The sequence below is a fragment of the Streptomyces ovatisporus genome, from assembly GCF_042653885.1.
GTDB classification, from domain to species: Bacteria; Actinomycetota; Actinomycetes; order Streptomycetales; family Streptomycetaceae; genus Streptomyces; species Streptomyces ovatisporus.
Window position 1 is genome coordinate 554,440 of sequence record NZ_JBHSFH010000005.1, and the last position, 21,499, is coordinate 575,938.

The 21,499-nt window shown below is 72.5% G+C and carries 22 protein-coding genes; 9 read left to right on the top strand and 13 right to left on the bottom strand.

Annotated elements, in window-relative coordinates:
* Positions 1-100: 100 nt before the first annotated feature.
* Positions 101-634: a type III secretion system chaperone family protein gene (locus tag ACFPA8_RS10835; protein ID WP_386445968.1), complete on the bottom strand. Its 534-nt coding sequence runs from the start codon at positions 632-634 to the stop codon at positions 101-103.
* Positions 627-2,057 (bottom strand): D-inositol-3-phosphate glycosyltransferase, encoded by a 1,431-nt coding sequence (gene mshA, locus ACFPA8_RS10840; RefSeq protein WP_386445970.1) that lies wholly within the window; start codon positions 2,055-2,057, stop codon positions 627-629. The genes ACFPA8_RS10835 and mshA overlap by 8 nt, the downstream gene beginning before the upstream one ends.
* 196 nt (positions 2,058-2,253) lie before the next feature.
* Between mshA and ACFPA8_RS10845 the strand changes: the two genes are divergently transcribed.
* Positions 2,254-3,060, top strand: a complete 807-nt coding sequence (locus tag ACFPA8_RS10845) for a methyltransferase domain-containing protein (protein WP_386445972.1) — start codon at positions 2,254-2,256, stop codon at positions 3,058-3,060.
* Positions 3,061-3,222: 162 nt separating this feature from the next.
* On the opposite strand, the gene ACFPA8_RS10850 is transcribed toward ACFPA8_RS10845, so the two are convergent.
* The 11 genes from ACFPA8_RS10850 to ACFPA8_RS10900 all read right to left on the bottom strand — a co-directional run bounded on the left by ACFPA8_RS10850 (position 3,223) and on the right by ACFPA8_RS10900 (position 15,707).
* On the bottom strand, positions 3,223-3,621 hold the full coding sequence (locus ACFPA8_RS10850; RefSeq protein WP_386445975.1) for a DUF2267 domain-containing protein: 399 nt from the start codon (positions 3,619-3,621) through the stop codon (positions 3,223-3,225).
* Positions 3,622-3,793: 172 nt separating this feature from the next.
* On the bottom strand, positions 3,794-4,216 hold the full coding sequence (locus ACFPA8_RS10855) for an Hsp20/alpha crystallin family protein (protein WP_386445977.1): 423 nt from the start codon (positions 4,214-4,216) through the stop codon (positions 3,794-3,796).
* A gap of 178 nt (positions 4,217-4,394) precedes the next feature.
* Entirely contained in the window at positions 4,395-5,840 is a 1,446-nt protein-coding gene (locus tag ACFPA8_RS10860; protein WP_386445980.1) for a CHAD domain-containing protein, read from the bottom strand.
* A 205-nt stretch (positions 5,841-6,045) separates the two neighbouring features.
* Complete coding sequence (locus ACFPA8_RS10865) at positions 6,046-8,280, bottom strand: RNA degradosome polyphosphate kinase (RefSeq protein WP_386445982.1); 2,235 nt, start codon at positions 8,278-8,280, stop codon at positions 6,046-6,048.
* A 195-nt stretch (positions 8,281-8,475) separates the two neighbouring features.
* Positions 8,476-9,381, bottom strand: coding sequence for a mycothiol synthase (mshD, locus tag ACFPA8_RS10870; protein WP_386445985.1), 906 nt, complete (start codon positions 9,379-9,381; stop codon positions 8,476-8,478).
* Positions 9,382-9,505: 124 nt separating this feature from the next.
* Positions 9,506-10,114, bottom strand: coding sequence for an NADPH-dependent FMN reductase (locus tag ACFPA8_RS10875; protein WP_386445987.1), 609 nt, complete (start codon positions 10,112-10,114; stop codon positions 9,506-9,508).
* A 107-nt stretch (positions 10,115-10,221) separates the two neighbouring features.
* Positions 10,222-11,712 (bottom strand): HAMP domain-containing sensor histidine kinase, encoded by a 1,491-nt coding sequence (locus tag ACFPA8_RS10880; protein WP_386445990.1) that lies wholly within the window; start codon positions 11,710-11,712, stop codon positions 10,222-10,224.
* Complete coding sequence (locus ACFPA8_RS10885) at positions 11,709-12,434, bottom strand: response regulator transcription factor (RefSeq protein WP_386446311.1); 726 nt, start codon at positions 12,432-12,434, stop codon at positions 11,709-11,711. The genes ACFPA8_RS10880 and ACFPA8_RS10885 overlap by 4 nt, the downstream gene beginning before the upstream one ends.
* Positions 12,435-12,580: 146 nt before the next feature.
* Positions 12,581-13,684 carry a S1C family serine protease gene (locus tag ACFPA8_RS10890; RefSeq protein WP_386445992.1) on the bottom strand — a complete coding sequence of 368 codons (1,104 nt, stop codon included), beginning with the start codon at positions 13,682-13,684 and terminating at the stop codon, positions 12,581-12,583.
* A gap of 96 nt (positions 13,685-13,780) precedes the next feature.
* Complete coding sequence (locus ACFPA8_RS10895) at positions 13,781-14,818, bottom strand: LacI family DNA-binding transcriptional regulator (RefSeq protein WP_386445995.1); 1,038 nt, start codon at positions 14,816-14,818, stop codon at positions 13,781-13,783.
* Positions 14,819-14,858: 40 nt separating this feature from the next.
* Positions 14,859-15,707, bottom strand: coding sequence for a response regulator transcription factor (locus tag ACFPA8_RS10900; RefSeq protein ID WP_386445998.1), 849 nt, complete (start codon positions 15,705-15,707; stop codon positions 14,859-14,861).
* Positions 15,708-15,840: 133 nt separating this feature from the next.
* Between ACFPA8_RS10900 and ACFPA8_RS10905 the strand changes: the two genes are divergently transcribed.
* The 8 genes from ACFPA8_RS10905 to ACFPA8_RS10940 all read left to right on the top strand — a co-directional run bounded on the left by ACFPA8_RS10905 (position 15,841) and on the right by ACFPA8_RS10940 (position 21,287).
* Positions 15,841-16,917 (top strand): alpha/beta hydrolase, encoded by a 1,077-nt coding sequence (locus ACFPA8_RS10905; RefSeq protein ID WP_386446001.1) that lies wholly within the window; start codon positions 15,841-15,843, stop codon positions 16,915-16,917.
* A gap of 41 nt (positions 16,918-16,958) precedes the next feature.
* On the top strand, positions 16,959-17,225 hold the full coding sequence (locus ACFPA8_RS10910; protein ID WP_386446003.1) for a MoaD/ThiS family protein: 267 nt from the start codon (positions 16,959-16,961) through the stop codon (positions 17,223-17,225).
* Positions 17,222-18,265 (top strand): hypothetical protein, encoded by a 1,044-nt coding sequence (locus ACFPA8_RS10915; RefSeq protein ID WP_386446005.1) that lies wholly within the window; start codon positions 17,222-17,224, stop codon positions 18,263-18,265. Before ACFPA8_RS10910 ends, ACFPA8_RS10915 begins: the two co-directional genes overlap by 4 nt.
* Before the next feature lie 130 nt (positions 18,266-18,395).
* Positions 18,396-19,106 carry an LmeA family phospholipid-binding protein gene (locus ACFPA8_RS10920; protein WP_386446008.1) on the top strand — a complete coding sequence of 237 codons (711 nt, stop codon included), beginning with the start codon at positions 18,396-18,398 and terminating at the stop codon, positions 19,104-19,106.
* A 199-nt stretch (positions 19,107-19,305) separates the two neighbouring features.
* A complete protein-coding gene (locus tag ACFPA8_RS10925) occupies positions 19,306-19,389 on the top strand; it encodes a putative leader peptide (protein ID WP_386446314.1) in 84 nt (27 codons plus the stop codon).
* 196 nt (positions 19,390-19,585) lie between these two features.
* Positions 19,586-20,425: a sulfurtransferase gene (locus ACFPA8_RS10930; RefSeq protein WP_386446010.1), complete on the top strand. Its 840-nt coding sequence runs from the start codon at positions 19,586-19,588 to the stop codon at positions 20,423-20,425.
* 48 nt (positions 20,426-20,473) lie between these two features.
* Entirely contained in the window at positions 20,474-20,761 is a 288-nt protein-coding gene (locus ACFPA8_RS10935) for a DUF1416 domain-containing protein (protein WP_386446013.1), read from the top strand.
* Between the two features lie 157 nt (positions 20,762-20,918).
* Positions 20,919-21,287, top strand: a complete 369-nt coding sequence (locus ACFPA8_RS10940) for a DsrE family protein (protein ID WP_386446015.1) — start codon at positions 20,919-20,921, stop codon at positions 21,285-21,287.
* Positions 21,288-21,499 lie beyond the last annotated feature (212 nt).

Sequence of the window (21,499 nt, forward strand, 5' to 3'; positions counted from 1 at the left end):
CCGGGCGTTCCGGTGCCTCCGTCGAGTGGTCTCCGCCCGGCCGCAGTCGACCGGCGACGCGTGGTGCCGCGAGAGATGGCGGCGAGCTTCCGGAACCGGTTCAGCCGGTGGCGCGGCGGTCGGCCCCGCCGCCTGTCAGGTGCGTGAACGCGTCGAGGTTGCGGGTCGGTTCGCCGCGCGAGGTACGCCACTCGTACTCGCGCCGGATGGCCGTGGCGAACCCCATCTCCAGCAGCGTGTTGAAGGAGCCGTCGGCGTTCTCCAGCACCGCGCCCAGCAGCCGGTCCACCTCGTCCGGGGTGACGGCGGCGAGCGGGAGCCGTCCGGCCAGATAGACGTCACCCAGCCTGTCCAGGGCGTAACTCACCCCGTACATGCGGGTGTTGCGCTCCAGCAGCCAGCGGTGGACCGCCGCGTGGTTCTCGTCGGGGCAGCGGACGACGAAGGCGTTGACGGAGAGGGAGTGCCTGCCGACGGCGAGCGAGCAGGTGGTCGAGAGCTTGCGCGTCCCGGGGAGCGTGACGACGTACGTGCCCTCGGACGGGTTCTCCCACTCCAGTTCCGCCTCACGCAGCGCCTGCTCGACGGCGTCCCTCGCGGTCCGGGAGCTTGCGGCACTCTTCGCGTCAGCCATGGGCAGATCGTAGGCGACGGCGCTGGTCGTGCAGTGCGGCGGCGTAGACGTCCAGGGTGCCGGCCGCGGCGGCGTCCCAGCCGAATCCGGCGGCGTGCCGTGCCGCGGCCTCGCCCATGCTGCCGGTCAGTCCGCCCGCGCCCGGCGCCCCGTTCCCGGCACCTCCGGCAGCGCCCGCCGCCCTGCCTGGCTCCGTGCCTGGCTCCGTGTCCGTGACGAAGTGCCGCAGTGCCTTCGCGTACGCCCCCGGATCGTGTCCCTCGACGAGGAACCCGCTGACCCCGTCCCGTACGGCCACCGGCAGTCCGCCCACCGAGGCGGCCACCACCGGCGTGCCGCACGCCTGCGCCTCGATCGCGACCAGCCCGAACGACTCGCTGTAGGACGGCATGACCAGCACGTTCGCCGCCCGGTACCAGTCCGCCAACTCCTCCTGCCCCACCGGAGGGTGGAAGCGCACCACGTCCGAGATGCCGAGCTTCGCCGCGAGCTTGTGCAGCCGTTCGGGCTTGGCGAGTCCGCTGCCGCTGGGCCCGCCCACGACGGGGACCACCAGCCTGCCGCGCAGCGCGGGGTCCTCGTCCACGAGGAGGGCGACGGCGCGCAGCAGGATGTCGGGCGCCTTGAGGGGTTGTATCCGTCCGGCGAAGAGCGGGATCAGCGCGTCCTGCGGGAGACCGAGCCGGGCGCGGGCGGCGGCACGTCCGTCGGCGGGCCGGAAGCACTCGAGGTTCACGCCCGGGTGGACCACCGCCGTACGGGCGGGGTCGGCTTCGTAGTGGCGGACGAGTTCGCCCGCCTCCTCGGCGGTGTTGGCGATGAGCCTGTCCGCCGCCCGTACGATCTGCGTCTCGCCGATCACGCGGGCGGCCGGTTCGGGGGTGTCGCCCTGCGCGAGCGCGGCGTTCTTCACCTTGGCCATGGTGTGCATGGCGTTCACCAGCGGGACGCCCCACCGCTGGGCGGCGAGCCAGCCGACGTGGCCCGAGAGCCAGTAGTGGGAGTGGACGAGGTCGTAGTACCCGGGGCGGTGTCCGGCCCACGCCTGCATCACGCCGTGGGTGAACGCGCAGAGCTGCGCGGGCAGTTCTTCCTTGGCCAGGCCCTCGTACGGTCCGGCGTCGATGTGGCGCACGAGCACGCCCGGGGCCAGTTCCACGGTGGGGGGCAGCGTCGCCGTGGTGGCGCGCGTGAAGATCTCCACCTGTGTGCCGTGGGCGGCCAGCTGTTTCGCGAGTTCGACTATGTAGACGTTCATCCCGCCCGCGTCGCCCGTGCCGGGCTGGTGCAGCGGTGAGGTGTGGACGCTGAGCATGGCCACCCTGCGGGGCCGGCGGAAGGGCCCGTGGAACCGGAGCCGCGGCCGTTGCTGCTGCGGCAGCCAGGTCCGCCGCTGGCCCAGCCGGGCTATGTACTGGCTCACGGGCGATTGCCTCCTCGTACGGCCGGTGGTTCCTGCGCGATCGGGGCCCCGGGTGGCAAACACCGGAGGCCCCGGCTCCCATTCCTGTTTTGCCGAATCGTGACAACGCCGCTCGTCCGGCTCCCCGCCCGCCGGGCCCGCTGCCCGGAGCCGCCCGCCCCTCCCGCGTGCCACCGCGCCCCCGTACGCTCGTGCAATGGCCGCCCGTCCCCCTGACCGTCCCGTCGGGACCGTGACGCGCGGCACCACCAACCCCAACAGGCTGCGCCGCATGGACCGCTGGCTCGCCGCCGTGCACGGTCCCGTGCTGCGCCGCTCCCCGCGTCCGCCGCTGGCCGTCGACCTCGGTTACGGTGCCGCCCCCTGGACCGCCGTCGAACTGCTCACGCGGCTGCGGACCGTGCACGCCGGTGCCCGTGTCGTCGGTGTCGAGATCGCTCCGGAGCGGGTCGCTGCCGCGCGGCCCTACGAGCGGGACGGGCTGACGTTCGTGCGCGGCGGTTTCGAGGTGCCGCTCCCCGACGGGGCACGACCGGTGCTGATCCGGGCAGCGAACGTGCTGCGCCAGTACGGGGAGGAAGAGGTCCCCGCGGTGTGGGCCCGCCTCTGCGCGCGCCTCGAACCGGACGGGCTCCTGATCGACGGCACGTGTGACGAGATCGGACGGCGGCATGTGTGGGTCGCGCTCGGCCCGGAGGGACCGCGTTCGGTGACCTTCGCCGCCCGGCTGAGCTCGCTGGCCGCACCGTCCGAACTGGCGGAGCGGCTGCCGAAGGCGCTGATCCACCGGAACGTGCCCGGCGAGCCGGTCCACTCCTTCCTGCGGGACTTCGACCGCGCCTGGGCGGCGGCAGCGCCGTACGGCGCCTTCAGCGCCCGGCAGCGCTGGATACGGGCTGCGCGGGCCCTGGCCGGCGACTGGCCGGTGACAGGCTCACCCCATCGCTGGCGCCAGGGCGAACTCACCGTGGGCTGGGAGGCGCTCGCCCCGCGCGGGAGCTGACCCCGACGACGGCGGGACGGAGGCCGGCGGTGCGTCGGGACGGAAGGCTTGCGGTGCGCTTCGACAGCCATCGGCCCGCCGGACGGCGTCCCGAACTGTCCGGCGGGCTGACGAGCCGACGAACCGTCGAACCCTGCGGCCGAGCAGTGAGCGGGGCGGCTGTCAGGCGGCGCTCATCAGTTCGCCGCGGCCGAAGAGCAGGGCGTAACCCGGCGGAAGGGCCGCGAGTATCCGGTCCGTCAGCTGGTCACCGCACACCTCTGCCAGGACGCACAGCACCGAACTGACGTCCCACCGGGCAGTGGCCGGTGTCGAACCCTCGATGCGTCCGGAGACGGACTCCACGAACTGCGAGCCGGTCAGCTCCCTCGTCGCCGGCATCTGGTACGTCAACGCCTCGGCTGCCGGCGCGGGCAGGCGCTGCGCCAGCTCTGCCCGTACGTCGGGGGCCAGGTGGCCGCCCAGCTCGGAGAGCACGATCCGGACTTTGCGCCGGGCCTCGGCGTCCGATTCGTAACGACCGTGCTCGCCGACCCTGCTTACGAGTTCGCTCCACCGCATATGTGTGTGTTCCTCCCATTCGGCAACCGGACATCGCCGGCCCCGGGGCCGAGTGGCCCGGGGACCGGCGAGGAAACGCTCTCGTGACGGACTTCACGTGCGGCAGGGCGGTCGCGGGCCGTTCCACGTCCGCCCGCCGCCACGGGACCGACCGGTGGTGGTACCGCTGTGGCTACGTGGTGAGCTGCGCGGCCGAGTCGCCGCCGCTGATCTGGATCTTGCGGGGCTTCGCCTGTTCGGCGACGGGGATGCGCAGGGTCAGGACGCCGGCGTCGTAGGCGGCGTCGATGCGCTCGATGTCCAGTGTGTCGCCGAGGAAGAGCTGGCGGCTGAACTTGCCTGCCGGCCGCTCGGCGGCGATCAGCTCCGCGTCCTTGGGCGCGGGTGAGCGGCGCTCCGCGTGGACGGTGAGCACGTTCCGCTCCACGTCCAGATCGATGCTCTCCGGCGCGACACCCGGCAGATCGAAGTGGATCACGAACTCGTCACCCGACCGGTATGCCTCCATCGGCATCCCTGCCGGACGGTTCTGGGTTCCGAAGACCTGCTGGGTGAGGCGGTCGAACTCCCGGAACGGATCGGTACGCATGAGCATCACAAGTCACTCCCTCCATGGCTTCTGCTTCCGAGCGATGCCCTGTGCTTTCTTATATACCTCAACCCAAGGAAAGTTGACAACCACAGACTCAACTCAGGTGATTGTGCAGCTCACAGCCCCGTCGGCAGCAACGGACGGAGGCAGGGTCCTTCCCGCAGCCGCCCTCCGGAGCCCGTCACAGGAGGGGCCGGACGGGCCGGCGCCACAGCGCGCCGAACGCGAGACGGGCCGCCTCCGCCGCCTGGCGCTGGTCCGCGTGCAGCACTCCGAGGGCGTAAGCGGTCGCGGGCGCGATGCGCGGCGTGCGTGCCGCGGCGGCAGCCGCTTCCGCGGCCTCGACGGCCTCGCGGTGCTCCTCCAGCGCGGCGCTCGCCGAGACGAGCCGCGCCTGCACCGCCGCGCGGTCCGGCTCCTGCACCGCCGCGGGGTCCGGCTGCTCCACGGCGTCATCCGGCTCACCGGCGTCCGCCGTGCCCCGTGTTCCCGTCCGGGTCTCCTCCGCCCGGTTCACGCCCGTGAGCAGGACCTCCTCCGCGTACCGGTGCAGACGCAGCAGCAGGCGCACCTCGTGCCACGCCGCGTCCTGCCGCAGCCGAGACGTCCTGGCGGTGACCGGCCGAGGCCCGTGGTCGACGGGATACGGCGCCTCCGGCAGCGGCAGCGGCAGTTCGGACACGGCGTGCACGAGCCGGGCCCGCGCCTGGTCCGCGGGCGGCACGAGCGCCGCGTCGGCCGTGGTCCGCGCCGTGCCCGGCGCGAGCGGCACCTCGGAGGCCAGTACGGCTACGGCGTCCGCGACGGCGTGGAAGCGGTTCGAGACGAGCGCCTGGAGAGCCGCCGAGTGGGCGCGGTTGCGGGCGAGAGTGAGCTGCCTCTCCAGCAGAGCACCCGCCCGGGCCGTCCCCACGTGCAGCGTCGAGCCCGTCCCCGCCGAGCTCTGGCCGCCGGTACGGTGCCGGCCCGTACCCGCGCCGCTCCGGGAACCGGCGGCCCCCTCGCGGGACGCGCTGCCCGCGGCACTGCCCGCGCCTGTACCTGCGCCCGCACCCGCGGCTCCGGCCAGGGCTTCCCCTCCGCCTCCGCCTTCACCTTCGCCCTCGCCCTCGCCGCTGAGCCGGTGCAGCGCCGCGTGCAGCCGTTCGAGCCTGGCCGCGTGCTCGTACTCCCGGGACAACGTGGCCGACAGCCAGCGCAGTTCACCGCAGAGCCGGTCCGCCCAGACCGCGTCGAGCAAGGGACGGTACGTGCGCAGCGTCCCGCCGAGGCGGCGGGACGCCTGACGCAGCCTGCGCACCGCCTCGGCGGCCGTTCCCGCCGTCTCGGCGCTGCCGACGCTCTCCCCGTGCCGGCGCAGGCTGCGCAGGAACTCCGAGGCCCACGCGTTCAGATAGCCGGTGAGCGCCTCCGCCGCGTCGATCTCCGTCACGTCGGCCGGACGGGAGAGGAGCAGCGGCAGTACGTTCCCGGGAGCGTCCTCGGGGACGCCCCCGGAAGGGCGGGGACCCGCCGGCTGCGGAAGGGCCGCGGTCGCACGGCCCGTCGCCGCGGGCCTGTGCGGGTGGGCTGCGCCGACGGTGCGCGGTGGGACGGGTGTCTGGTGCGTGGCGGGTGTCTGAGGCATCGGTGGCTCACTCGTCGCAGGCATCGGCAGTCACAGGCAGTCGACAGCGGCGGGCCGGCGTCGCAGGACGGTCCTGCCGTGCCCCGGCCCTCGGCCCTGTCCGGTCATGGGGCTTTCTCCTCCGTGGGGTGCTCCGCCGCGAGCGGCCGTCGCGCACCCGCCCGCGCCCGTACGGGACGGGCGTAAGGCCGGACGCGGCGGTGCGTCATGCCGCGGGGCCACGTCGGCGTCTCCGGCTCTCGATCAGCGACTCCTGGATGTTGCTCAGCGGCTGTCCGTCCGCGTCGTGTGCGTGGCGCGTCCACTCGCCGTCCGGGCCGAGGTGCCAGGAGGCGGTGCCGTCCGCCGTCCCCCTCTCCAGCAGCCCGCAGAGAGTGGCGCGGTGGGCCGGGTCGGGGACGCGCACCAGGGCCTCGATGCGCCGGTCCAGGTTGCGGTGCATCATGTCGGCGCTGCCCAGCCACACCTCCGGGTCCCCGCCGTTCGCGAAGGCGAACACGCGGGAGTGTTCGAGGAACCGGCCGAGGACGCTGCGGACCCTGACGTTCTCGCTCAGCCCCTGCACACCCGGACGCAGCGCGCAGATCCCCCGCACCCACAGGTCGACGGGCACCCCCGCCTGCGAAGCGCGGTAGAGGGCGTCGACGACCGCCTCGTCGACGATGGAGTTGACCTTGAAGCGCACGTGGGCGGGGCGGCCCGCCCGGTGGTGGGCGATCTCCCGGTGGACGCGGGTGACGAGGCCGTCCCGCAGCGAGCTCGGCGCGACCAGCAGCCGCCGCCAGCTCTCACGGCGCGAGTAGCCGGACAGCCTGTTGAACAGGTCGGAGAGGTCCGCGCCCACTTGCGGGTCGGCGGTCAGCAGGCCCAGATCCTCGTACGTGCGCGCCGTCTTGGGGTGGTAGTTGCCGGTGCCGACGTGGGCGTACCGGCGCAGCGTGTCGCCCTCCTGCCGTACCACCAGCGAGAACTTGCCGTGCGTCTTCAGCCCGACGAGGCCGTGCACGACGTGGCATCCCGCCTCCTCCAGCTTGCGCGCCCACTTGATGTTGGCCTGCTCGTCGAAGCGTGCCTTGATCTCGACGAGGACCAGGACCTGCTTGCCCGACTCGGCGGCGTCTATGAGGGCGTCGACGATCGGTGAGTCGCCCGAGGTGCGGTACAGCGTCTGCTTGATCGCAAGGACGTCCGGGTCGGTCGCGGCCTGCTCCAGGAACGCCTGCACGGAGGTGGAGAAGGAGTCGTAGGGGTGGTGGAGCAGCACGTCCCGTTCGCGCAGCGCGGCGAAGATGTCGGGCGGCTGTGCGGACTCCACCTGGGCGAGGTCGCGGTGCGTGCCCGCCACGAACCTGGGGTACTTCAGGTCCGGCCGGTCCATCGCCGTGACGACCTTGGAGAGTCCTGTCAGGTCCAGCGGGCCCGGCAGCGGGTAGACCTCCGCCTCGGAGACGTTCAGCTCGCGTACCAGCAGCTCCAGCACATAGGGATCGATCGACTCCTCGACCTCGAGGCGCACCGGCGGGCCGAAGCGGCGGCGCAGCAGCTCCTTCTCCAGCGCCTGGAGGAGGTTCTCGACGTCGTCCTCCTCGACCTCCAGGTCCTCGTTCCGCGTCACGCGGAACATGTGGTGCCCCAGCACCTCCATGCCGGGGAAGAGTTCCTCGAGGTGCGCGGCGATGACGTCCTCCAGGGGCACCCAGCGGTGCGGGGACGCCTCGAGGAAGCGCGAGAGCAGCGGCGGAACCTTCACACGTGCGAAGTGCTGGTGCTGGGTGACCGGGTTCCGTACGACGACGGCGAGGTTGAGCGAGAGCCCCGAGATGTACGGGAAGGGGTGCGCCGGATCGACTGCGAGCGGGGTCAGCACGGGGTAGATCTGCTGCCGGAAGAGCGTGCAGAGCCGGCTCTGCTCGTCCTCGGTCAGCTGGTGCCACCGGAGGAGGTGCAGCCCCTCTTCCGCCATGGCGGGGGCGATGTCCTGCTGGTAGCAGCGGGCGTGCCGGGCCATGAGCTCCCGCGAACGGGTCCAGATCCCCTCCAGCACCTCGCGCGGCTGGAGTCCGGACGCGGAGCGGGTGGCGACGCCGGTCGCCAGGCGCCGCTTCAGGCCCGCGACGCGGACCATGAAGAACTCGTCGAGGTTGCCGGCGAAGATCGCCAGGAAGTTCGCCCGTTCCAGCAGCGGAGGCCCGGGGTCCTCGGCCAGCTCCAGGACGCGTTCGTTGAAGGCGAGCCAGCTGCGCTCGCGCTCCAGGAAACGGTCCGGCGGGAGGTCGTCCGGCTGGTCGTCGGGCGCGGCGGACGGCGGAACGACGTCCGGGTCGGCGTCGAGGTCCGGGTCCAGAGCGGGGACGGTGCCGCCCGCGTCCGGACCCGGCGGGCGTACGGCCGGTGAGGGGTGGGGGACGGGTGATGCGGCACGTGACACGGGCTCGCTCATGACTCCATTGTTCCCCCTGCCGGCGACTCCGGTACGGGTGGCGAGGTCACGAGCAGACTGCTGCATCCGGCGATGCTCGCAAGCGCGTCTGAATCGATGGTTACGCGCACATGGCGCTCAGGCGAGCGGCACACCACCGGGACGCGGCCTTGCCCGCGGGCCCCGCCACCGGGAGGGCGGCGGGACCGCGCCGGCTCAGCTCTCGGTGCGGTACATCAGGTCGGTCTCGTACGTGCTGAACCCGAGCCGCTCGTAGACGCTGACGGCGGCCAGGTTGTCCGCGTCGACGTAGAGCATCGCCGTGGGCAGTCCCCTGTCCCGTTCCAGGTGCCGCAGGCCGATCGCTGTGAGCGTCTTGCCGAGACCGCTGCCCTGCGCGCCGGGGGCGACGCCCAGTACGTAGATCTCACCGAGCTGCCGCGCACTGTGCACCTTCGTCCAGTGGAATCCGACGAGTTCGCCTTCCTGCTCGGCGAGGAAGAAGCCCGCCGGGTCGAACCAGGGCTCCGCCTTGCGGTCGTCCAGGTCGCGCTGAGTGAGACTGCCCTGCTCGGGGTGGTGCGCGAAGGCGGCGGCGTTCAGCGCGAGCCATGCCGCGTCGTCCTCACCGGGGCGGAACGTCCGGACGGTCACGCCTTCGGGCAGGACGGGCTCGGCCAGGGCGGGAGTCGAGGCACCGGTCAACGGGCGCCGCATCTGGCGCAGTTCGCGGAAGAGGGTGAGCCCCAGGGCCTGTGCGAGGTGCCGGGCCGCGGGGTGCCCGCCGTGGGCCCACACCCGCAGCCGCTTGCCGGACTCGTCGAGCAGGGCCTGGCCGAGCCGCCGCCCGTGGCCGCGGCCCCGGTGCGCGGGGTGGACGGCCAGTTCACCCGTGGGCGGCTCCACGGGGTCGGTGACCTCCAGCTGCGCGTAGCCCACGAGCAGGCCGTCGGCGCGCAGCAGCAGATGCCGCACCCCCGGCCGGGGCCCGCCGCGCAGCTGAAGCCATCCCTGTTCGGACAGGGGTGCCTGTCCGTCGGTACGGGCCGCCTCGTCGAGCAGCGACTGCGCCTCCCGTACGACTTCGGCCGACGCCTCGTCCACAACCACCACGTCGCTCATGGCACATGACCTTACGAGACCGGCGCGGCGCTCCACCCCCCGGCCACCGGGGTGCGGCGGCCGGAGGGCGGCACGGAAGCCCGTGAGCCGAAGCGGGGGAACCTGCGCGGCCCGGCGGGACGGACTACGCGGCAGCGCTGTAAGGGCTGCGTGCACGGGCGTCCCGCAGCGCGTGGCCCCACCATTCCAGCTGCCGCAGCATGCCCTTCGCCGCCGCGTTGCTCCCTTCCTCGTCACGCGGACGGCCGTCCTCGGCGAAGCGCTCCCAGGCCATGTGGAAGCTGAGGGTCGCCCGGACGGTGACCGCGTGCAGTTCCGGGAAGACCTGCCGCAGCTGCTCCACCGCTCGCTGACCCCCCGCCATGCCGCCGTAGGAGACGAAGCCGACCGGCTTCGCGTGCCATTCGCGGTTGAACCAGTCGATGACGTTCTTCAGCGACGCGGGAAAGCTGTGGTTGTACTCGGGGGTGACGATCACGAAGGCGTCGGCGGCGGCGAGCCGGCCCGCCAGGTTGCCCCGCACGCGCTCCACCTCGGCAGGCAGCTCGGCACCGAAGTCGGGAAAGGCGACGGGCAGTTCGTGTTCGGCCTCGGCCAGGTCGATGAGATCGACTTCGTAGCTGCCGTACTTCTCCGCCTCGCCGGCGAACCAGCCGGAGACGGTCGGCCCGAACCGGTTCGCGCGAACGCTGCCGACGATGACTGCGAGGCGCAGCGGCTTGGTGTTCTCCATGGGACTCTCCTCGGACGCAGTGGAAGCACGGTGATGCACGGACGTGCTGTCGCCGGGTGGCTGCACCAAGGATCAAATTTGAAGTTAAGTTGAAGTCAAACCAGGGCCTACGGACCGGCGCGCCGGTCCTGCCGGTCGCTCTGCGAGGGTGCCTCTTCCCGCTCCTCGGGCTCGGGCGGCGGTTCCGGCGTCCCCGGCAGACTCATCACCGCCTCGGTCCCGCCGCCCTCGCCCTCGGCGGCCCGGAGGGTCACGTCGCCGCCGGACTGCTCGACCGTACGGGCCACGATGGACAGGCCGAGACCCGAGCCGGGCAGCGCCCGGGCGGACGGCGAACGCCAGAAGCGGTCGAAGACGTACGGCAGCTCGTCCTCGCTGACCCCCGGTCCCCGGTCGCGTACGCGCAGCGTGCCCCCGGCCAGTTCCACGTCGACGGTTCCCTCTTCGGGGCTGAACTTGCCCGCGTTGTCCAGCAGGTTGACCACGGCTCGCTCCAGGGCCGCCGGCTCCCCCTGCACGTACCACGGCTCCACCCGCCGCGCCGTGATCGTGATGCCCTTGCTGCGCAGCCGCAGCCGCACCCGCTCGACTGCGCGGTAGGTGATCTCGTGCAGTGCGACGGGCTCGAACCGGCTGCCGCCGGGCGCGGCTTCCCGGGAGAGCTCCTGCAAGTCCCCGACGAGGGAGGCCAGTTCGCTCATCTGTGCCCTGACCGACTCCAGGAGCGCCCGGCGGTCCTCGGCCGGCAGCGAGCGTCCCGTCTCGTCGCTGCGTACGAGCAGTTCGATGTTCGTACGCAGCGACGTCAGGGGTGTGCGCAGTTCGTGCCCCGCGTCGGCGATCAGCTGCTGCTGCAGTTCGCGGGAGGAGGCGAGCGCCTCCGTCATGGAGTTGAAGGACCGCGACAGCCGGGCGATCTCGTCGTCCCCCTCGGCGGGGATGCGCACCCCGAGGTCCTCCGTACGTGCGATGTGCTCGACGGCGCCGGTGAGGCGGTCGACGGGGCGGAGCCCCGCGCGTGCGAGTGCGACACCGGCGCCCGCCGCGGCCAGTACGCCCGCTCCTCCCACCGCCGCGAGAATCAGTGCGAGATTGCGCAGCGACCGGTCCGTCTCGGTCAGCGGCCGGGCGACGGAGACCGCCACGTCGGTGCCCTCGACCTGGCTGGTCAGTACGCGGTAGTCGGTGCCGGAGCCGTCCAGACTGCGCGAGGTGTGCACCGCCTCGGCGCGGGTGTGCTTGGCGACGTCGACATCGCCGGGCGCGACCTCCACCTTGCTGCCGACGATGACGCAGCTCTTGCCGTCCTGGTCGACGACCTGGACGGTCGCGTCGAACGGGTTCGGCGCCCGCTCGTCGGCGGGCGAACACTGCCCGGTCCTGACCTGCCCGACGATGAAGCTGGGGTCGACGCGGCTGTTGTTGCGCAGGGACTCGTCCAGCGAACCGATCAGCTGACCCCGTACGAGGAACCAGCAGGCCGTCGCGCAGGCGGCCACGGCCAGCGCCACCGTGACGGCGGCCAGCAGCGCCAGGCGTGAGCGCAGCTGCGGGCGGGAGAGCCTGGGGCGCAGGGCCGCGGCGTCCGGCAGCCTCACGCCCCGTCGTCCTTGAGGACGTAGCCGACGCCGCGCACGGTGTGCACCAGCCGTGGCTCGCCCCCGGCCTCGGTCTTGCGGCGCAGGTACATCACGTACACGTCCAGGGAGTTGGACGACGGCTCGAAGTCGAAGCCCCAGACGGCCTTGAGGATCTGCTCGCGGGTCAGCACCTGGCGGGGATGCGAGAGGAACATCTCCAGCAGGGTGTACTCGGTGCGGGTCAGCTCCACGTGCCGCCCGCCGCGTGTCACGTCCCGCGTGCCCAGATCCATCCGCAGGTCGGCGAAGGCGAGGGAGCCCGAGCCGGTGAGGGTCTCGCCCTCGGCTCCGTTCCCGTGCTCCTGGGCGTACGAGTTGCGCCGCAGCAGCGCCCGGATGCGGGCGAGCAGTTCGTCCAGTTCGAACGGCTTGACCAGGTAGTCGTCGGCTCCTGCGTCGAGGCCGGTGACCCGGTCCCCGACGGTGTCGCGGGCGGTGAGCATCAGCACCGGGACGCGGCGGCCGGAGGCACGCAGCCGCCGGGCGACCGTCAGTCCGTCCATGCGGGGCATGAGCACGTCGAGGAGGATCAGGTCCGGTTCGTACGCCGCGGTCTTCTCCAGGGCGTCCAGACCGTCGACGGCCAGCGCCGTCTCGTACCCCTCGAAGGTGAGGCTGCGGCGCAGCGCGTCCCGCACGGCGGGCTCGTCGTCGACGATCAGCACCTTCCAAGCCACCATGGGGTCAAGCTTCCCATCGGTGGCGGCGTCCGCCGTAACGGTCGCGGCCGCGGTGGGCCGGCCGCGATCCGCGCCGGGATCGGCACCGGCGTCCGCGGGGGCGTACGCAGCGAAGTAGTACGGGGTGTCGGTTCCGTCGTTCACGTTCAGCTGCCTCCGGCGCCCGAGCGCAGATCGTCGAGCACTTCCTCGACGGCGTCCACGGGCACGGCGAAGCCCAGCCCCACGCTGCCGCCGCCCTCAGCCGACGTCCCGGACGCCGGGCCCGAACCGGAGGCGTACGTCGCGGAGTTGAAGCCGACGATCCGGCCGTCCAGGGTGGCGAGCGCTCCGCCGGAGTTGCCGGGGTTCAAGGGGGCGTCCGTCTGGATGGCCTTGTACGTGGTGGTGTCCGCACCGGGGTCGCCGTGGTCCTGCCCGCCGCCGGACTCGAAGGGCCACTCGCCGCCGCCGTGCCCCTCCCCGGCCTCGCCGCCCGCGCTGCCCCCGCCTCCGTTCCGTACGGTCACGTCGCGGTCCTTCGCGGAGACGATGCCGCTCGTGACCGTGGACGACAGCCCGGCGGGCGAGCCGATCGCCACGACCTGATCGCCCACACCGACCTTGCCGGAGTCGCCGAGCACCGCCGGCTCGAACCCGCTCCCGCCGCGGGCGTCGACCAGCGCCATGTCACGGTCCGCTGCCCTGCCGACGACGTCGGCGGTCGCCGTGCCGCCGTCGTGGAAGGTGATCCGCACGCTGTCCGCACCGGCGACGACATGGTTGTTGGTCAGGATCTCGCCGTCCTCGGAGATCACCACGCCGGAGCCCGTGGACCGGCCGCCGCCGGAGGACGCCTCGATCTCCACGACGCTCGGCGCAACCTTCTCCGCCACCGAGGAGACCGTGCCCCCGTCGTCCGCGGCGGCGTGGCCGCCGCCGGCGAGAGCGTGGGCGGCGCTGCCGCTGCCGTCCTCACCGAGCAGTTGCTGCACGCCGACGGCGGCGCCGCCGCCGAGCGCGGCAGCCCCCAGCACCAGTGCGGCCAGCGCCGCCACCGGCAGCCGTACCGCGCCGCGCCGTCTCCCCGCGTGCGCGCCGCCCGGCCCGGAACCGGCGGTGGAAGCCGCGGGGACGAACGAGGCAGGCGGTGCGGGAGGGACGGGCGGATACGACGTGGGCCACGGGGAGGACGTCGTGCTGCCGGGGTGACCGGGGAGGGGCGCCGGCTCATGCCCCGGGTGAGAAGAGAACCCCTGATGTCCGCTCATGCGCTCACCGTCCCCCAGTTCCATGAGAGGGAGCTGAGACCCGGCTGAGAAGGCTCCGAGAACTGCGGTGAGCCGGCCGTCGGCCTCCCGTCAGCGTCAGCGCTTCGGAGGTGACCCGCACCCGCACGAGCGGCGGACGACCAGCCCCGCGGGGAACTGCCGCACGCGCTGGCCCCTGGACCCCGTCACCCGCAACGAGTCGTCCAGCACCAGGTCGACCGCGGCCTTCGCCATGCCTTCGCGGTCGGAACCCACCGTGGTGAGCGGCGGGTCCGTCAGACCCGCCTCCTTGACGTCGTCGAAGCCGGCGACCGCCAGGTCCTGCGGCACGTCCATGCCCAGCTCGCGTGCCGCGCGCATCACGCCGAAGGCCTGGTCGTCCGTCGAGCAGAAGACGGCCGTGGGCCTGTCCGGGGACTGCAGCAGCTCCAGGGCGAGCTTGTAGGTGTCGTAGCGGTTGTAGGGGGCCTGGAAGAGGCGTCCCTCGACGGAACGCCCGGCCTCCTTCATCGCGCGGGTCCAGCCCTCGACGTGATCGGTCACGGGGTCGCCGGACTCCGGCGTGGAGTCGATGCCGCCGAGGCAGGCCACGTACTCGTGTCCGTGCTCCAGCAGGTGCCGCGTGGCCAGTTGCGCGCCGCCGACGTCGTCCAGGACCACCGCGACGTCGTCGATGGCTTCCGGACGGCGGTGCAGCAGCACGACGCGGGCGTCCCAGGCGTCGATCTCGACGGCGGCGTGTTCGCTGGGGCCCTGGCTGATGAGGATCAGACCGGAGACCCGCATCCCGAGGAACGCCCGCAGATAGTGGACTTCGCGCTCGTCCAGGTAGTCGGAGTTGCCGACGAGCACCATCTTCCCGCGCTCGGCGGCGGCCTGCTCGACCGCGTGGGCCAGCTCCGCGAAGAACGGCTGCCGGGCGTCCGGGACGATCAGGCCTATCAGGTCGGTGCGGCGGGATGCCATGGCCTGCGCGACGCGGTCGGGCCGGTAACCCAGCTCCTTGATCGCGGCCAGTACGCGCTCACGCGTCGCCGGTGCGACAGGCCGCGGCCCGTTGTTGATCACATAGCTGACGACCGCGGTCGACGTACCCGCCAGCCTTGCCACATCGTCCCGCGTCACCCTGGCCACCCGGGCAGTCTACGCGGGAAGCATCCGCCGTTTGAGGGCCCTACCGGTTGGGCGTACGACCGCCCCGCACGTTGCCGTCCACGGCCGCGGCTTCCTGTCCGTAACCACCGCTCTCCGTGGCGGATCCGTCAACTGCCTCGCGGGCGACCCGGGTTGCCGCATCGGTGACGGCGCGGGCCGCGGCGGCGGCCTTCTTCTCCTCCGCCGACTTCTCGCCCTTCTCCGGTGAGACGAAGCGGTAGCCGACGTTGCGTACGGTTCCGATCAGCGACTCGTGCTCGGGGCCGAGCTTGGCCCGCAGCCGCCGCACGTGCACGTCCACGGTCCTGGTGCCGCCGAAGTAGTCGTAGCCCCACACCTCCTGGAGGAGCTGGGCCCGGGTGAACACCCGGCCGGGGTGCTGGGCCAGGTACTTCAGCAGCTCGAACTCCTTGAAGGTCAGGTCGAGGACCCGGCCCTTCAGCTTCGCGCTGTACGTGGCCTCGTCGACCGACAGATCACCGTTGCGGATCTCGGTGGGAACGTCCTCGGAGCCTGCCTGCTGCCTGCCGGTCGCCAGCCGCAGCCGCGCCTCGACCTCGGCGGGGCCCGCGGTGTCGAGCAGCACGTCGTCGACGCCCCAGTCGGCGGTGACGGCTGCGAGCCCGCCCTCGGTGACGATCAGGACCAGCGGACAGCCCGGTCCTGTGGAGTGCAGCAGCCGGCACAGGGAGCGCACCTGCGGCAGGTCGCGCCGGCCGTCGACGAGGATCACATCCGCACCCGGGGTGTCCACGAGGGCCGGGCCTTCGGCGGGTGCCACGCGCACGTTGTGCAGCAGCAGTCCGAGGGCGGGCAGAACTTCGGTGCTGGGCTGGAGGGCGTTCGTCAGCAGGAGTAGCGAACTCACGTCAAGTCCTTCCTAGGTCCCCGCGGGGACTTCGGTACGGCACGGCACTGCTTCGTACGGATGCGCTCCTGAAAGCACAAAAGGACCCAGGGGCGGCGCTGCCCGGGTCCTTCACTCCAGCAGAATAGCCGACATGAGTGACGAAGCGGAGTGTGAGTTCGCTCGCTCTTCTGCCCCGGGCGCCTCCGGAGCCGCCGCGAGAGGCACAGAGCGTGAACACCGCGGCGGTGGAAGGCCCGTGGGCGAGACCCTCCGGGAGACCCTGCGGACGGCGGACGGCGTCCGGATCGAGGCCGCGTACGACCCGTACGCGGGCCCCGCGGTGACCGGGGACGACGGGACAGCCGTCCGTGGACTGCCGCAGGGACCGTGCGCGATCGTCGTCGCACACGGCTTCAGCGGTTCCCTGGACCGGCCGGCGCTGCGCAGGGCGGCACGGGTCTTCACGCAGTACGGCGCCGTGATCACCTTCTCCTTCCGCGGGCACGGCAACTCCGGCGGACACTCGACGGTCGGCGACCGCGAGGTCCTCGACCTCGCCGAGGCGGTCTCCTGGGCACGGTCGCTGGGACACGAGCGGGTGGCGACGGTCGGCTTCTCCATGGGCGGCTCGGTCGTCGTCCGGCACGGGGCTCTGCACCGCCGGGACGGCCGGGAGGGGTACCTCGGCGAACGTCCCGGCAGCGACGCTCAGCACACGGAGGCGCACGAACGGCGCACAGGCGCACACCCCGGCACGGCGGCGCAGCCGCTGGAAGACTTCCCCGGGGATGCCACCCAGCCGTATGCCCGTACGCACTCCGACGCCGTCGTGGCCGTCAGCGCACCCGCCCGCTGGTACTACCGCGGCACCGCACCCATGCGGCGGGTGCACTGGGTGATCCAGCGTCCCGTGGGCCGCCTCGTCTCCCGGTACGGACTGCGCACCCGCATCCACCCCCACGACTGGGACCCGGTCCCCCTCTCACCCGTCGGTGCCGCACCGGCACTCGCGCCCACGCCGCTGCTCGTCGTGCACGGCGACCAGGACCCGTACTTCCCCCTCGACCACCCGCAGTCCCTCGCCGGGGCGGGCCACCCCGCAAGCACCGACCTGTGGATCGTGCCGGGCTTCGGTCACGCCGAGAACGCCGCCGGACCCGGGCTCCTGCACCGCATCGGACAATGGGTCGACGCTCGGTGGGAGCGGGCCGCCGGCGGCCCGGCATGATGGGTCCCGCAACCGGGACGGCTGAGAGGGACAGGACCAGGATGGCGACTGGCACGATCCGTTATTGGGCTGCGGCCAAGGCCGCCGCCGGGGTCGCCGAGGAGCGGTACGAGGCCGACACCCTCGCCGGCGCTCTCGACGGCGCCCGCGAACGGCACAGCGGACGCCCCGACTTCGCGCGCGTACTGCTGCGCTGCTCGTTCCTCGTGGACGGCGAACCCGTGGGCAAGCGCGCACACCAAGCGGTGCGGCTGCACGACGGCGGCACCGTCGAGGTGCTCCCCCCGTTCGCAGGAGGCAGCGCATGAGCGAGCAGCCGCAGCACGGTGCGTACGGCAAGAAGGCGAAGCACCGCGGTCCGGAGGACCCGTACGAGACGCAGTACACGGGTTACGGGCGTCCTCACCCGGGACCCGGCCCGATGCCGGCGGCCGTGCCCGACGCCACGACCGGTCCGATGCCCGCCGCTGCTCCCCCCGGCACGACCCCCGGCACGACGGCCGGCGCGACGTCCACCACGGGGCCGCACCCGGTCGCCACGGGCGCACCGGCCGCCGGGCGGCCCGGCGCCCCCCGCCGCGGGGACAGCTCGCCGCTCATCGCCCCCGGCCTCCGACCCGCGGCGCTGACCGCCGCGTTGGCCGTGCTGGTGGGCGGGGCCGCCCCGCTCGGGCCCGTTCCGCTCGCGGTGGCCGTCGCGCTGCTCCAGGCCGTGACCGCCGCGGGCTGGTTCCGGCTGAACGGGATGTGGCCGGCACGGCAGGGCATCGCCCTCGCCTTCCTGGGGGGCCTGGCCACCGACGCCGGCCTGCTCCTGACCTGGAGCGGGCAGGCAGCGGCCGTCGTACTGGGGACGCTCGGCGTCTGGTGCCTGCTCACCCTCACGCTCCATCTGCGCAACGGCTCCGGCCCCGACGAGCGCCTCTACGCCCTGACCGCCGCCTTCACCGCGACGGCCCTGACAGTCGTGGCGGCCGGGTTCCTCGCCTCGCTCGACGCGGCCACCGCGGACGCCGTCACAGCCGGCTGCGCCGCCGTTGCCGTCGCCGTCCTCGCCCGTACGCTCCCGCTGCCGCCCTGGGTCTCGCCCGCGGTGGCGCTGCTCGCCGCCGCGGGGGCGGGGATCGCGGCCGGGCAGCTGACCGGGCTGGGCGGGACCGGCGGTCCCGCGGGTCCCGCCGCCGCGGGCGGACTGCTGGGCCTGGCCGCCGGCGGCTGCGCGCTGACCGGTCTGCGGGTGGCGAGCTACGACTATCCGTCGCGCTTCGTGCACATGACCGCGGGCGTGGCACTGCCGCTGACCCTGGCAGCACCAGCCGTCTATCTGTTCGGCCGTGCCTTCGTCTGAGAAAACCCTCGGGTTAGGCTCGCGGCAGACCCGTGATCCCGGGGTCTCCGGGCTGCCCGCGGCCCGCGGGTCTGCGCAGCACGGAGACCCGGCCGAGCCGACCGCCGCCGCTACATGGGGGAGATCGCAGATGCGCGCACTACGCAGGGGGCTCTTCGTCCTTCTCGTCCTCGCGGTGCTGTTCGCCGGCGCCGACCGGCTCGCAGTCAAGCTGGCCGAGGACGAGGCGGCCGAGAGGATCAGGAGTGCGGAGGGCGTCTCCTCCTCGACCGAGGCCTCGGTCGACATCAAGGGCTTCCCGTTCCTCACCCAGATCGCCGGCAGGGAGCTGGAGCAGATCGACGCCGAGCTCAACGGCATCAAGGCCGGACCGGGCGAGGACGATCTGACCGTCAGCCGCGTCGACGCGCAGCTGAAGAAGGTCCGTATCGGCAGCGACTACTCCTCCGCGGTCGCCGAAGAGGCCACCGGCAGCGCCTTCGTCTCCTACAAGGAACTGACCAAGGCCGCCCACGAGGGAGTACGGGTCGGCTGGGGCGGCAAGGACGAGAACGGCAAGGGCCGGGTCAAGGTCTCCGCCGGTATCACCCTGCTCGGCCAGACCTTCGAGCGCAGCGTCACGAGCACCGTCAGCGTCACGAAGGGCGACATCGTGGAGCTGCAGGCCGACGAGGTGCCGGGTGACGGCATCCCCGGTCTGGAGGGCGCCGTCCGGGAGCGGATCGACTTCGCCCGGAAGATAGCGGGACTTCCGCCGGGGCTGGAGCTGGAAAGGGTCGAGGCCAAGAAGGACGGCATCGAACTGTCCGTGCGCGGCAGCGACATCGAGCTCTCCGAGTGAGATCCGGCGCCCCGGACGCGCTCCCGTCCGGCTGACGAGACAGAAGCGTCCGCGAGCCAGCCTCCAGAGGCCCTGCGGTGCGTCGGGACGGTCCCGCGGGACACCCTCTACGGAGCGTCGTCCCACATTACGGACTTCGACGTCTCACCATATGGATTCGCGGTGACACGGGGCCTCCGACGTCCCTACGATCGACTCCATGAAGCGACAGGCGGACCTCACGAAGCGACGTGCAGTCGACTTGTGCCGTGTCGCCGCAATGCTCTGTCGCACCCCCTCCTGACGGCTGCCCACCAGCACGCCCAGCCGGAGTCCCACAGCCGGCGGCTGCTCGTCCGCAACCGCATCCGCCCGCCGGACTCCGGCTCCGCGCCGCACAGCGCCCTGCCTGTGTGCGCCCGACGATCCCCGCCGTACGTGCGCAAACGCACCGCACCGGTACGTATCCGCTCATCCGCAATCTGCCTCGGAGGAGAACCATGAGCCGCAGTGACGTCCTCGTAGACGCCGACTGGGTCCAGGACCACATCGACGACCCGAAGACAGTCATCGTCGAGGTCGACGAGGACACCTCGGCCTATGACAAGAACCACATCAGGAACGCCGTCCGCATCGACTGGAAGCAGGACCTCCAGGACCCGGTCCGCCGTGACTTCGTCGACCAGGAGGGCTTCGAGCGTCTGCTCTCCGAGAAGGGGATCTCGAACGACGACACGGTCGTCCTCTACGGCGGCAACAACAACTGGTTCGCGGCCTACGCCTACTGGTACTTCAAGCTCTACGGCCACCAGGACGTGCGGCTGCTCGACGGCGGCCGCAAGAAGTGGGAGCTGGACTCCCGCGACCTCGTCGCCGAGGTGCCGGCCCGCGCGAAGACCGAGTACAAGGCCAAGCCGCAGGACACCTCCATCCGCGCGTTCCGCGACGAGGTCGTCGCGGCCATCGGCACCAAGAACCTCGTCGACGTCCGCTCCCCCGACGAGTTCAGCGGCAAGCTGCTCGCCCCGGCGCACCTGCCGCAGGAGCAGTCCCAGCGTCCCGGCCACGTGCCGAGCGCCCGCAACATCCCCTGGTCGAAGTCGGCCAACGACGACGGCACCTTCAAGTCCGACGAGGAGCTGAAGGAGCTGTACGAGGGAGAGGGCGTCGACCTCGGCAAGGACACGATCGCCTACTGCCGCATCGGTGAGCGCAGCGCTCACAGCTGGTTCGTGCTGCACGAGCTGCTGGGCCAGGAGAACGTCAAGAACTACGACGGCTCGTGGACCGAGTACGGCTCGCTGGTCGGCGTCCCCGTCGCCGTCGGCACCGAAGACTGACCGGCCCCGCCGGACCCGACCGACCCACCGAACCGAAGGGAAGATTCCATGTGCGGAGCGAAGGCGGGCGGACCCGACGCCTCCACCGTCAAGCCCGGTGAAACGACGATCCAGGGCAGCGTGACCCGCGACGGCGAGCCCGTCACCGGCTACGTGCGGCTGCTGGACTCCACCGGCGAGTTCACCGCGGAGGTCCCCACCTCCGCCACCGGCCAGTTCCGCTTCTACGCGGCCGAGGGCACCTGGACCGTACGCGCCCTGGTGCCGGGCGGCACCGCGGACCGCAAGGTCGTGGCCCAGGACGGCGGACTCTCGGAGGTCGCCATCGCGGTCTGACCCTCCGACGCGAGAGAGAGCCGTGCCCCGGAGAGCCCCGGGGCACGGCTCTTCCGCGCGCCCGCCGCGTGGACGCGGGACTGCTCCTCGTCCTGATCCCCGGCCGCCCGTCGGCCCGTCGGCCCGGCCGCCCGGCCGCCCGGCATACGCTTGCCGCATGGCAGCAACCAGGAAGCTCGTGATCAAGGTGACAGCGGGGGCGGACGCTCCGGAGCGCTGCTCACAGGCCTTCACGGTCGCCGCAGTGGCGGCGGCCAGCGGTGTGGAGGTCTCACTGTGGCTCACCGGCGAATCGGCGTGGTTCGCCCTGCCCGGCCGCGCCGCGGAGTTCGAACTGCCGCACGCCGCACCGCTGCCCGAGCTGCTGGACGGCGTGCGGGCCGGGGGCCGGATCACCCTGTGCACTCAGTGCGCCGCCCGTCGCGGCATCGAGGAGAAGGACGTCATGGACGGCGTCCGCATCGCGGGCGCCCAGGTCTTCGTCAGCGAGATCACGGGCGAGGGCGTCCAGGCTCTCGTCTACTGACGGCGCCCGTCCGCCGGCCCCGCGGACGCCTGCCCGCTCCCCACGGCGTACGCCCGTACCCGGCGGCCGGGGGCGTCCGCGGAGCCGATTAGACTCGGGGGCGTACGTCGAACAGCACACTTCGCCACATCCAAGGAGCACACCCCGTGCTTGAGGCATTCTTCACCGCGCTGATGGTTCTGGTCTGCGTCGGCACCGCGGCCTTCGCCGGT

Coding starts and splice junctions, on each gene's coding strand:
- ACFPA8_RS10835 (WP_386445968.1), bottom strand. CDS start 634: ATGGCTGACGCGAAGAGTGCCGCAAGCTCCCGGACCGCGAGGGACGCC.
- ACFPA8_RS10845 (WP_386445972.1), top strand. CDS start 2,254: ATGGCCGCCCGTCCCCCTGACCGTCCCGTCGGGACCGTGACGCGCGGC.
- ACFPA8_RS10850 (WP_386445975.1), bottom strand. CDS start 3,621: ATGCGGTGGAGCGAACTCGTAAGCAGGGTCGGCGAGCACGGTCGTTAC.
- ACFPA8_RS10855 (WP_386445977.1), bottom strand. CDS start 4,216: ATGCTCATGCGTACCGATCCGTTCCGGGAGTTCGACCGCCTCACCCAG.
- ACFPA8_RS10860 (WP_386445980.1), bottom strand. CDS start 5,840: ATGCCTCAGACACCCGCCACGCACCAGACACCCGTCCCACCGCGCACC.
- ACFPA8_RS10865 (WP_386445982.1), bottom strand. CDS start 8,280: ATGAGCGAGCCCGTGTCACGTGCCGCATCACCCGTCCCCCACCCCTCA.
- mshD (WP_386445985.1), bottom strand. CDS start 9,381: ATGAGCGACGTGGTGGTTGTGGACGAGGCGTCGGCCGAAGTCGTACGG.
- ACFPA8_RS10875 (WP_386445987.1), bottom strand. CDS start 10,114: ATGGAGAACACCAAGCCGCTGCGCCTCGCAGTCATCGTCGGCAGCGTT.
- ACFPA8_RS10885 (WP_386446311.1), bottom strand. CDS start 12,434: ATGGTGGCTTGGAAGGTGCTGATCGTCGACGACGAGCCCGCCGTGCGG.
- ACFPA8_RS10890 (WP_386445992.1), bottom strand. CDS start 13,684: ATGAGCGGACATCAGGGGTTCTCTTCTCACCCGGGGCATGAGCCGGCG.
- ACFPA8_RS10905 (WP_386446001.1), top strand. CDS start 15,841: ATGAGTGACGAAGCGGAGTGTGAGTTCGCTCGCTCTTCTGCCCCGGGC.
- ACFPA8_RS10910 (WP_386446003.1), top strand. CDS start 16,959: ATGGCGACTGGCACGATCCGTTATTGGGCTGCGGCCAAGGCCGCCGCC.
- ACFPA8_RS10915 (WP_386446005.1), top strand. CDS start 17,222: ATGAGCGAGCAGCCGCAGCACGGTGCGTACGGCAAGAAGGCGAAGCAC.
- ACFPA8_RS10920 (WP_386446008.1), top strand. CDS start 18,396: ATGCGCGCACTACGCAGGGGGCTCTTCGTCCTTCTCGTCCTCGCGGTG.
- ACFPA8_RS10925 (WP_386446314.1), top strand. CDS start 19,306: ATGAAGCGACAGGCGGACCTCACGAAGCGACGTGCAGTCGACTTGTGC.
- ACFPA8_RS10930 (WP_386446010.1), top strand. CDS start 19,586: ATGAGCCGCAGTGACGTCCTCGTAGACGCCGACTGGGTCCAGGACCAC.
- ACFPA8_RS10935 (WP_386446013.1), top strand. CDS start 20,474: ATGTGCGGAGCGAAGGCGGGCGGACCCGACGCCTCCACCGTCAAGCCC.
- ACFPA8_RS10940 (WP_386446015.1), top strand. CDS start 20,919: ATGGCAGCAACCAGGAAGCTCGTGATCAAGGTGACAGCGGGGGCGGAC.